Origin of the sequence: Capnocytophaga canis (assembly GCF_043187445.1) — a bacterium.
Lineage (GTDB): Bacteria > Bacteroidota > Bacteroidia > Flavobacteriales > Flavobacteriaceae > Capnocytophaga > Capnocytophaga canis.
In genome coordinates this window covers 2,059,800-2,070,753 of the sequence record NZ_CP171121.1, presented here as the reverse complement: position 1 = coordinate 2,070,753, position 10,954 = coordinate 2,059,800, and the positions used below count along the sequence as shown (strand labels likewise).

The 10,954-nt window shown below is 35.2% G+C and carries 9 protein-coding genes; 6 read left to right on the top strand and 3 right to left on the bottom strand.

The window, feature by feature from the left end; genetic code table 11:
• Positions 1–13: 13 nt before the first annotated feature.
• The 6 genes from ACF3OB_RS08805 to pncA all read left to right on the top strand — a co-directional run bounded on the left by ACF3OB_RS08805 (position 14) and on the right by pncA (position 7,653).
• The gene (locus ACF3OB_RS08805; protein WP_392447493.1) at positions 14–1,675 is read left to right on the top strand and encodes a peptide MFS transporter; all 1,662 of its coding nucleotides are present in this window, start codon (positions 14–16) and stop codon (positions 1,673–1,675) included.
• Positions 1,676–1,805: 130 nt separating this feature from the next.
• A complete protein-coding gene (locus tag ACF3OB_RS08800) occupies positions 1,806–2,381 on the top strand; it encodes a zeta toxin family protein (RefSeq protein WP_042009382.1) in 576 nt (191 codons plus the stop codon).
• The gene (locus ACF3OB_RS08795) at positions 2,374–2,574 is read left to right on the top strand and encodes a hypothetical protein (protein ID WP_042009383.1); all 201 of its coding nucleotides are present in this window, start codon (positions 2,374–2,376) and stop codon (positions 2,572–2,574) included. Before ACF3OB_RS08800 ends, ACF3OB_RS08795 begins: the two co-directional genes overlap by 8 nt.
• A 27-nt stretch (positions 2,575–2,601) precedes the next feature.
• Positions 2,602–4,533: a peptide MFS transporter gene (locus tag ACF3OB_RS08790; RefSeq protein ID WP_095893423.1), complete on the top strand. Its 1,932-nt coding sequence runs from the start codon at positions 2,602–2,604 to the stop codon at positions 4,531–4,533.
• Between the two features lie 171 nt (positions 4,534–4,704).
• Positions 4,705–7,041: a family 20 glycosylhydrolase gene (locus ACF3OB_RS08785; protein ID WP_392447489.1), complete on the top strand. Its 2,337-nt coding sequence runs from the start codon at positions 4,705–4,707 to the stop codon at positions 7,039–7,041.
• 36 nt (positions 7,042–7,077) lie between these two features.
• Entirely contained in the window at positions 7,078–7,653 is a 576-nt protein-coding gene (pncA, locus tag ACF3OB_RS08780; RefSeq protein ID WP_172918126.1) for a bifunctional nicotinamidase/pyrazinamidase, read from the top strand.
• A gap of 98 nt (positions 7,654–7,751) precedes the next feature.
• Here the strand turns inward: pncA and ACF3OB_RS08775 are convergent, their stop codons facing one another.
• From ACF3OB_RS08775 to ACF3OB_RS08765, 3 genes are all read right to left on the bottom strand, one after another.
• Positions 7,752–8,360, bottom strand: coding sequence for a 4'-phosphopantetheinyl transferase superfamily protein (locus ACF3OB_RS08775; protein ID WP_042009387.1), 609 nt, complete (start codon positions 8,358–8,360; stop codon positions 7,752–7,754).
• A 308-nt stretch (positions 8,361–8,668) separates the two neighbouring features.
• Entirely contained in the window at positions 8,669–9,616 is a 948-nt protein-coding gene (locus ACF3OB_RS08770; protein WP_095893426.1) for a hydrogen peroxide-inducible genes activator, read from the bottom strand.
• A 100-nt stretch (positions 9,617–9,716) separates the two neighbouring features.
• The gene (locus ACF3OB_RS08765) at positions 9,717–10,631 is read right to left on the bottom strand and encodes a TIGR03571 family LLM class oxidoreductase (RefSeq protein ID WP_172919400.1); all 915 of its coding nucleotides are present in this window, start codon (positions 10,629–10,631) and stop codon (positions 9,717–9,719) included.
• Between the last annotated feature and the right edge of the window lie 323 nt (positions 10,632–10,954).

Here is a 10,954-nt window from a genome sequence, read left to right as displayed (position 1 = left end):
TATAAATCGAATTATGACGAATAACAGAAAACACCCTAAGGGACTATTTTATTTATTTTTCACAGAAATGTGGGAACGTTTTGGGTATTATTTAATGCTCGGAATTTTTGTTTTATATATGATTGACCCTAAAAATACAGGAGGTCTTGCCATAGATGATAAAAATGCCTATGATATTTTTGGAACATTCATTGCACTTACGTATCTTACTCCCTTTCTAGGAGGATTTTTAGCTGATAGAATTTTAGGATATGTAAAAGCTATTTACATTGGAGGAAGTTTGATGGGATTGGGATACATAGGTTTAGGACTCTTCCAAGACCTTGCAATGTTTTATACCTCGATGGGATTAATCATCGTAGGTAATGGATTCTTCAAACCAAGTATTTCTACACTCTTAGGAAATCTTTATTCCGAAGAGCCATACCGAGAAAACAAAGATGCAGGATACAATATATTTTATATGGGAATTAATATTGGTGCATTTATTTGTAATATCATTGCTGCCTTTATGCGTAACAAATTTGGGTGGAGTGAAGCATTCATAACTGCAGGTGTTGGAATGTTCTTAGGATTGATTATCTTTACCTTAGGAAGAAAACACATCATTCACGCAAACGTTTTAAAACCAGTACAGGAAGGCGATACAACCATTACTTCAGTTCTTGTAAAGGTATTTTTACCAGCTATTATAACGGGTGTGATTGGTTGGGTAATTCCAGGAAACATTTTAGGAAGCGATAGTACAGATGCTTTCATTTTTGCTTGTATTCCAGTAATTTTCTTTTATTTCTCATTATATGCACGTGCCAGTCAGAGCGATAAAAAACCTATTGGTGCATTATTAGCAATCTTTGCAGTAAGTTTGATGTTTTGGGCGGTTTTCAAACAAAATGGAACTGTACTTACCACGTGGGCGAAATATTATACTGACCGAAGTGTGCCAACCTCTATAGAGAAGCCTATGGAAAGTATTTATCTTGTTGAAGTGAAAGATTTTCAAGACAAGGAAATAACTATGTACGATTCGGAATATAGAATTGTGAAAGATAAAAACGATAAGCCTAAGAAAGAAATAGGAAAAGACATCTATTTCCGAAATATTCCAGAGGAACAAAAAGCTAAACTAACTGAGAACCCTAATCAGAAAGTGTTTTTATATAATCCGGAGTTGTTTCAATCAATTAATCCATTTTGGGTAATTGTTTTCACACCTTTGGTAGTAGGTTTATTTATGTTTTTACGTAAAAGAGGAAGCGAACCAACTACTCCTGCAAAAATTGTATTAGGAATGTTCATTTCTGCATTGAGTTGCCTTGTGATGGTAGCTGCCGTATATGCCTCTGACAACGGAATGGTGAAAGCTTCAGCATTATGGTTAGTTGTTGCCTATGGTGTTATTACTTTGGGAGAACTTTGCCTCTCACCTATGGGGCTTTCATTAGTGTCAAAACTTTCTCCACCTCGTATTACTGCTCTTATGATGGGAGGATTTTTCTTGTCGACAGCCATTGGAAATAAACTTTCGGGCGTACTTGCCGGAATGTGGTACGGATACGAACACAAATCTACATTCTTTTGGGTAAACTTCGGTTTATTATTAATAGCTACACTGATAGGTCTTTCTATATTGAAGTCTCTCAATCGAGTTTTGAAAGAAAAAGGAGTTAATTAGAAGGAATCTTTGTAGAATCAAGTTCAGTCACGCTGTAAAAGCAAAGAGGACTGTGTTTTACAAGGGTATCTGATAATTGAAAAATATGGATTTTTTTGTTTTGAACTGTACAAAAGTTGATAAATAACTGATGCTTAAACAAATTTATATCATAGCAGGATGTAATGGAGCTGGGAAAACAACAGCTTCATTTACTATTTTGCCCGAGATACTAAATTGTAAAGAGTTTGTAAATGCTGATGAAATAGCTAAAGGTCTTTCTCCCTTTCAGCCCGAAAAAGTAGCTGTTCAAGCGGGTAGATTAATGCTAAATCGTATCAAGGAATTACTAAATGAAGGTATCAACTTTGCTTTCGAGACTACATTAGCGACTCGTTCATATAGAAATACCGTTTTATCAGCTCAAAAGAAAAATTATCACGTGACTTTGCTCTTCTTTTGGTTAAAAGATGTAACTATGGCAAAGAAAAGGGTACTATCTCGTGTAAAGGAAGGAGGACATTATATTGATAGTCATGTAATTGAAAGAAGATACACAAAAGGAATACAAAATCTCTTTAAGATTTACTTACCTATAGTAAACAGTGCATTAATTTTTGATAATTCAGATGATGAGCCTCACCTTATTGCAGAGAGTAATGAAAAACAGTTAAAAATAATAGACTATCCTAAATTTAACAACTTAAAACTGTATAGCGATGAATAAACAGGAAACATATTTTCAGGATATGAAAATTAAAATTCAAGAGGGATTGAAACGCTCTTATGTACGCTTGTTAAAAGAGAAAATAAAAAATAAAGGAGAACTTGTAGTAATGCGAGATGACAAAATAGTAGTGCTCAAAACCTCCGAAATAAAAAAAATATTGCAACAAAAGAAGAACTTGATGGTAGAATAAATTAATATAATAAATAATAAATATACTATGTTAAATCCAGATTATCAATTGATGTTAATAGCGTGGCTTGGAGTCGCGCTATGGGTAGGGTTTGTTATTTTCTCCAACCGGAAAATTCACCCTAAAGCCCTTTTTACCCTTTTTATGGTGGAACTATGGGAACGCTTCAGCTACTATGGTATGCGGGCACTCCTTATCCTTTATATGACTGCGAACTTAATTGATGGCGGGTTCCAGTTTGATGATGCAAAAGCTTTCGGAATTTACGGAGCTTATGGGGCATTAGTTTACCTCACGCCAATACTTGGTGGATACTTCGCTGATAAACTTATTGGTTTTCGCAAAGCAATTGTTATCGGAGCTTTGTTAATGGCAGCGGGACAATTTACTTTGTTTATGAATAATCAAACTACTTTCTTCATCGGGTTAGCTTTACTTGTGGTAGGAAATGGTTTCTTCAAACCGAATATCTCTTCAATGATTGGTCGTTTTTATGCTGACGGAGATAAAAGACGTGACGGAGCCTTCACTTTATTTTATATGGGAATCAATATGGGTGCATTCTTAGCTCCTTTAACTTGTGGTGCTATTGGGGAGAATGAAGGTTGGCAATATGGATTCTTAACAGCCGGTATCGGAATGTTATTGGGATACATTATATTCTTCTTCGCCAGTAGAACGAGTGTTTTCCAGCAAGTAGGATTAGCTCCTGATGAAAAACCAACTAAAAATGTTGTAAGTTTCGTCCCCAATAGTGTGCTTCCTTATGCTACTATTGTAGTTCTAATTATAATTTCGTGGATTTTAATTCAATATAACGATGTTGTAGATGTTTTATTAGCGAGTTTAGCTGCTATTATCATCGGGTATTTGTTATATCAAGCAAGTAAAATGGAAGTGGTTGCCAAACAACGTATTTGGGTTGTGGTGTTATTACTTTTGTTTACAACTATATTTTGGACATTCTTCGAGTTGGCGGGTTCAGCACTTAACTTATTTACAGCACGTAACGTACATAAAGAAATTTTGGGTATAGAAATTAAAACAACTTTCTTCCAATCATTCAATCCATTGTTTATAATGCTTTTTGCTCCCGTTTTCTCTTGGATATGGATAAAACTATCTAATTTGAATAAAGAGCCAGCAGCTCCATACAAATTTGGAACAGGATTGCTATTGCTTGGGCTTGGTTTCTTAGTGCTTAAATTCGGTGGTAGCTACGCTAAATTAGGAATGGTACCTGCTATATTTATGGTTTTCTTATACTTATTACATACACTTGGGGAACTAACACTTTCACCAGTAGGTTTGTCATTAGTAACGAAACTTTCACCTAAGCATATGGTGGCTTTTATGATGGGAATTTGGTTTTTGTCTTCATCCATTGCACATCAAGGAGGAAAACACATCTCTAAACTTACTACAGTAAACGAAAAAACAATAGTTGAAAGTAGTGCTTTCCAAAATTCTGATATTGATAAGGATATTAAGGCTGTTTTGTCTGAGAATGAATTCAAAGATAGATTAGCTGACAATGAGGAAAAGAAAACACACGCTATTCCTATTGAAAAACTATTAGTTTCAAATGATTTCATTGCACGGATGAATGAGGTTAATCCGCAGAAACAATATGCAAAATCGATCGTAGTTGTAAAAGAAGTATTGCAAGATGCTGAAAACTACAGTGGAATGAAAAGACAGAAAATGATTAAATCTGCCTCACAAGAGTTTTTATCCTTCAAAGGAAGCGAAGTAAATACAGAGGTAGCAACTTTGGCTGATTATGAAAAACTATTTGAAAAGTCGGCGAGTATTTCAGTAACTAACGTTATTAAAAGCGAGTCACTTAATAAAGGACTTTCTGTATTCACAATGTTAGGCTTTATTGCCATTGGTTGTGGTATAGTGCTCTTCCTAATGGGTCCATTCATTACCCGTTGGATGCACGGCGTGAAATAGATCAACATATCAAACTTTGTCAAAATCAAAAAGACTTTGACAAAGTTTTGGATTTATGTTATAAAAACAGGTTTCCCTGGAATCAAGAATTTATGTTGCTGTCTTGACTCAAATTTTTGTGAAACCAATAAATATTTTAACGGAATAACAATATAAAAAGTTATAACCAAAATGAAATTAAAAAGTATACTTGCAAGTTTAGCGTTCACGGTGATGTTTGCATCCTGTGATACGGGGAAAGAATCAAGCGTTTCAGCGGACTATCATGTGGTTCCTCTGCCAAATTCGATTCAAAAGACTACTAATGAGCAACCTTTTTTGCTCAATTCTTCAACAAAAATCACCTATCCTAAGGGAGATGAAGCCTTAAAGAGAAATGCCGATTTTTTAGCAGAGTATGTTAAGGAACAGACAGGAATGTCTCTCTCTGTAGTAGAAGAAACTGCAGAAATTGACAACGTAATAAAACTGTCAAAAGGCTTAGCTTCTGATAATAAAGAGGCATATCAACTCACCGTAAATCAGAAATCAATTACCATTCAAGGAGCTTCTTCAGCGGGTATTTTCTACGGGGTGCAAACACTTCGTAAGTCAATTCCATTAGAGAAAACACAAAAAGTGGTTTTTAATGCAGTCGAAATCAGCGATGCACCTCGATTTGCGTATCGTGGAGCTCACTTGGATTCGGCACGTCATTTTTTTACAACCGATTCTATTCGAATTTTTATTGATATGCTTGCATTGCACAATATCAATACGTTCCATTGGCATTTAACCGATGACCAAGGATGGCGTGTAGAATCAAAAAAATATCCAAATCTTACGGTTGTAGGTTCTACACGTTCACAAACTGTAATTGGTAGAAATTCAGGTAAATATGATGGTATTCCACACGGAGGATTTTATACTCAAGATGAATTGAAAGAATTGGTAGCATATGCCCAAGATCGTCATATTACTATTATTCCTGAAATTGATTTACCAGGACACATGTTGGCTGCGATAGCTTCATATCCAGAATTGGGTTGCCACGAAGGCCCTTACAGTGTATGGGGGCAATGGGGAGTTTCAGACGATGTTTTGAATGTAGGGAAGCCAGAAACATATGAATTTATCCAAACTATTTTAGAGGAAGTTACAGAGATTTTTCCTTCGGAGTATATCCACATTGGTGGTGATGAATGTCCAAAAGTACAGTGGAAAACGAATAAAGATTGTCAGTTAAAAATCAAAGAATTAGGAATAAAAGGCGATGATAAGCATACAGCTGAGGAATATCTGCAAAGTCATGTAATTTCCTTTGCTGAAAGAGTTTTAGCCAGTAAGGGTAGAAAAATTATCGGTTGGGATGAGATTTTGGAAGGAGGAATTGCTCCGAACGCTACGGTAATGTCATGGAGAGGTATCGAAGGTGGTACATTTGCAGCGAAAACAGGACATGATGCAATTATGAGTCCAATGTCGTTTATGTATTTTGATTACTATCAATCACAAGATATTGATCAAGAACCACTTGCTATAGGAGGTTATGTGCCAGTGGAAAGAGTATATAGTTTTGAGCCAATTCCAGAGGGACTTACTCCTGAGCAACAAAAGAGAATACTTGGAGTACAGGCTAATACCTGGACAGAGTATATAAAAACGTTTAAACACGTTCAGTACATGACCTTGCCACGTTTTGCAGCACTTGCAGAAGTACAATGGACACAACCTGAAAAGAAAAATTATGACGATTTTCTACAACGCATACCTTCTATTATCAAAATTTATGATGCACAAGGCTATAACTATGCGACACATATTTTTGATTTGAAGGTAGATATAACAACTTTAGAAAGTGAAGGAACGATACAAGTAGCTTTTACAACTTTAGATAATGCGACGGTTTACTATACTTTGGACGGTTCCGAACCTTCTGAGAAATCAACAAAGTACACTGAACCTATTAAAATCAATCAAGATGCTAAAGTACGCGCGGTAGGAATTCGTAAAAATGGAAAAACCCGTGTTTTCTCCGAGGATTTCAAATTCAATAAAGCAACGGCACGTCCCATCAAAATGTTGACAAACATCTATCCATCCTACAAATACAAAGGAGCTTCCGTATTGGTCGATGGTAACGTAGGAACAAATAACTTCCGAACAGGACGCTGGATAGGTTTTTCAGGTGATGATTTAGAGGCAGTAATTGATTTGGGTGAAGCTAAGGAAATTTCCAAAGTATCGTTCAATACGAATGTCATTACAGGCGATTGGATATATGATGCACGTAGCTGTTCGGTAGCAGTCTCTGATGATGGTGTTAATTTTAAAGAAATTGCATCAGAACAATATTCACAAGAATCGAAACACATTCAAGAAATACGTACGCACAGTTTAGGTTTTGAACCTTTAAAAACACGCTATGTGAAAGTAAAAATCACTTCGGAACGAAGTATTCCTGAATGGCACCAACAAGCAAAAGGTAAATTAGCATTTTTGTTTGTTGACGAAATAAGCATTGATTAAATTTTTCGTTTTTCTAATTGATAATTTTTTATACAGATGAAAGCTCTTATTATCATTGATGTACAAAATGATTTTATGCCCTCAGGAACGTTGCCTGTTGCAGAGGGAGATCAAATCGTTCCGTTCATAAATCAAGAAATGTATAAAGATTATGATTTAGTGGTAGCCACTCAAGATTGGCATCCGCAAAACCATCAAAGTTTTGCTTCCAATCATGAAGGTAGAAAACCTTTTGAAGTGATTAACTTACATGGAATTGATCAAGTACTTTGGACAGACCATTGCGTACAGGATACTTTTGGAGCCAGTTTACATCAGGATTTGGACACACATCGCATAGCCGCTATTTTCCGTAAGGGAATGAATCCTGAGGTGGATAGTTACAGTGCTTTCTTTGATAACAATAAACGTAATAATACAGGGCTTCACGGTTTTTTGAAAGATAAAAACATTACGGAGCTAACGTTCTGTGGGTTGGCAGGTGATTTTTGTGTGGCATATAGCGTGAATGATGCACTTTCATTGGGTTACAAAGTGCGTTTGTTGGACAATGGTATACGCTCAATAAATCCCGAAAATTATCAAAAATATAAAGCCGATTGGGGAATTTAAAAGTGCTATGAAAAAAGACATTATTTCTGCCTGATAAATAGAAAAATCACGAATTGTTAACAATTTACAATTCGTGATTTTTATTTCTAATTGATTGTTTACAGGCAGTATGCCAGAACATAATCTTCAACATTTATGAAAGAAACATCATAGAACGTTTTTTCAATTTTGATTTTGGTTTCAGAATCATTCGGGAAAAAATCTTTCACCAAAATATGTTCTGCTGTAATTCCAGACTTCCCGTGGGCTTTATATCCTGCCTCTTTTGCAGACCAAATCATCGTGAGTTTTTGTAAAACATTTTTCTGCGAGAAAGAAGTACTTCGATAATCCCATTGTGTGAATTTTTCGGAAATATCAATGATTTTTCGTCGCTTTTTTTCGATGTCCACACCCACGGGCTTTTCTCCAACAATCAAGCACACCATGTCAAACGAATGACTTATGGAAATTGTTTTCCCATCTCTTAGGTATGGTTTCCCTTCATGGTTATAAAACAAATCATCAGAAGAATACCCTAAATCTTTTAGAATTCGGCGAACGGCAATAAAATTCTTTTTTGCGGATTCAACTTTCAATGAGTCAAACTTAGATTGATGTTCTCCATTGAGAACAACTCCCTCAGTTAGGTCTTCTAATGTTTCGGAAACTTTCCAGATATAGAGCTGAGTTTTCTCATTTACATTAATAGTTTCAAATAACGGCATAATATATCATCTCTTTACTAGGTGCAAATTTATTTCTTTTTTTTATTTTAGACAATATATAAAGTCTATGAAGCCTCTTCTATTCAAGAATTGTTTTAATTTTAACAAAGTTGAATTGTTAATGTTTAAAATGAAATTATCCATTAATTTGTTCCGATTAACCTTAGTACAGAGATATATTAGTTAAAAATAGTTAATAACAATGTTTATGTTTCAAAGGGAATGAAAAGTGTTAATTATAAAAAAATTAACATCTTGTATTTTAGAGTTGTTTTTATTGATAGTAAAATCTTTTGTTTTATCTCTTTTTAAGCGAGTGATTTTCGTGTAGGACTAATTATTTTGACATCGTGAAAAGCGATAGCACCTCGAACCACACCCGATATCACTTCATGCAAGGCTTTGATATTTTGGGCTTTCAACTCATTCTTGTGATGTACTAAACTGATTTCTCTTGCAGGATATGGAGTCGCAAAGTGGTGGATATTTTTTTTCTCTTCTTCTTTCAGCTCAAGTGTATGTAAGTATGGTAAAAGAGTCATTCCTAAGCCTTCATTTGCCAATCGTATTAGAGTTTCGAAGCTACCACTTTTGAGTTCAAATCGTTTTTTAGAATCGACGATGTCCTGATTGCAGATATTCAATACAGTATCTTTGAAGCAATGACCATCCTCTAACATTAATATGTCGTTGATATCTAAATCGTCAGAGGTAATAGTTTTTGAGTTCTGAAGTTTATGATTGTTAGGAATATATGCCATAAAAGGTTCATAAAACAAGGGTTTTTCAACAATGTTAGGTCGATGCAGAGGAGTTGCCAATATGGCTGCGTCTAAGGTTCCATCTTCTACGTAGTTTATCAAGGTTTTGGTACTGTGTTCTTCAATTTTTAGAGACACTTTAGGATACTTATTGATGAAATTTGTTAAGAACATAGGTAACAAAGTAGGCGATACAGTTGGTATGATTCCCACATTGAATTCACCGCCGATAACTCCCTTTTGCTGTGCAACAATGTCGCTCATTCGTTCTGATTCATTCACAATGATTTGAGCCTGTTTGATAATTTGTTTACCTATATCTGTGGGTTGCAGAGGTTTTTTTGTTCTATCGAAAATGATAACCCCCAATTCCTCTTCCAACTTTTGAATTTGCATACTCAATGTAGGTTGTGTAACGAAACTATTTTCAGCAGCAGTCGAAAAATTCTGATGTTTAGCAACAGCTAACACATATTGAAATTGAGTGATTGTCATAGATTTAGGATTTACTTTAATAAATTTCTTCTTAGTATTTATTTATACTTAGTGTGGAAATATTTGTATTCAAATAAAAAACTACAAAATACACTTTAAATTAACGTAATTGCGTCAAAATTTCTCGTCCAATTTCGTCCAAAATAACATCTACTGGGCGAGAACTATATTTTAGCACCAACATAGCGTGATTTACACCTATTTTCTGCAACGTAAGGAACATATCCACTAAATAATTTCGACCCAAGCGGAATCCTAAGTCCATTTTTTGAGGTTCAAAATCGGGGTCTTCCATCAGGTCGATGTATACGGGTTGGATATAAGGTTTTCGGGGTTGACCTTCTTTATCCAACGTATCCTGCCAATCCTTTACGATTTTTCCTGTAAAAGTAAACTCTCGGGGATAGTAAATCCATCCATCTGAGTTCTTCGCAATCCATTCCAAATTCACACCTCCCACATGTCCAGTGACATACATAGGAATACTTTTTTTGATGGGCTTAGGTACAACATCTCCTACATTTTCCATCAGTGTTCCATAGTCGTTATTGTAAACAGGGAAATCCCTTGACCATAGGTCCTTGAGTAACCGCATGTGTTCAGAAACCTGAGCGCTCCTTAATTCAAAGGGCTTGTTGAATGCAGGATATTCCACGGGGCGATCACCCGAAGCAACTCCCATATGAAAGCGATTCGGAAATAACACATCTAAACTTGCACTAGCTTTAGCAACATGCAACGGATGTCGCAAAGGTAAAATCACACTAGCGATTCCGAATTTGATTGATCGAGTTAATGTAGCCACATGTGATAGATAAATCCAAGGGTCGTAGATTTGTCCAACTTCTTTAAATTCAGGATTATTAAGCGGAATATCTCGTACCCAGATAGACTCGAAACCATAAGCCTCGGCTTGTTGAATAAGTCGGATTTGATTTTCCATTTTTGGGATAGCCCCCTCATAGGACTCAATCGGCAAAAGAATTCCAATGGATAGTTTGTTTGTGTCTAACATAGGTCGTCGATTTTATAAACGCAAAGATACTTCCTTTTTTTTATAACGACAAAAAATACTTTATATATTTATCTGCATTACGAAAGATAAATTTATGCTTTTTTTCCACATAAAACATAAGAATATAATTCCCTAACGAAGCATGTTTTTTTTAACAACAAATTCATGTAACTAAGAAATTTGGTGCCGTTACAAGCATAAATTGTATCTGAACAAAATAATATATTTTCCTTTTATCTTGACATTCAATATATTTAGCGGAAGAATAAGAACACTTGTTAATTACCTGAATAAGGTTGTTATGAAGTGTTTTAAAAATTTTG

Bases quoted from the DNA above. Each gene is read 5' to 3' on its own strand.
- ACF3OB_RS08805 (WP_392447493.1), top strand. From the start codon at position 14: ATGACGAATAACAGAAAACACCCTAAGGGACTATTTTATTTATTTTTC.
- ACF3OB_RS08800 (WP_042009382.1), top strand. From the start codon at position 1,806: ATGCTTAAACAAATTTATATCATAGCAGGATGTAATGGAGCTGGGAAA.
- ACF3OB_RS08795 (WP_042009383.1), top strand. From the start codon at position 2,374: ATGAATAAACAGGAAACATATTTTCAGGATATGAAAATTAAAATTCAA.
- ACF3OB_RS08790 (WP_095893423.1), top strand. From the start codon at position 2,602: ATGTTAAATCCAGATTATCAATTGATGTTAATAGCGTGGCTTGGAGTC.
- ACF3OB_RS08785 (WP_392447489.1), top strand. From the start codon at position 4,705: ATGAAATTAAAAAGTATACTTGCAAGTTTAGCGTTCACGGTGATGTTT.
- pncA (WP_172918126.1), top strand. From the start codon at position 7,078: ATGAAAGCTCTTATTATCATTGATGTACAAAATGATTTTATGCCCTCA.
- ACF3OB_RS08775 (WP_042009387.1), bottom strand. From the start codon at position 8,360: ATGCCGTTATTTGAAACTATTAATGTAAATGAGAAAACTCAGCTCTAT.
- ACF3OB_RS08770 (WP_095893426.1), bottom strand. From the start codon at position 9,616: ATGACAATCACTCAATTTCAATATGTGTTAGCTGTTGCTAAACATCAG.
- ACF3OB_RS08765 (WP_172919400.1), bottom strand. From the start codon at position 10,631: ATGTTAGACACAAACAAACTATCCATTGGAATTCTTTTGCCGATTGAG.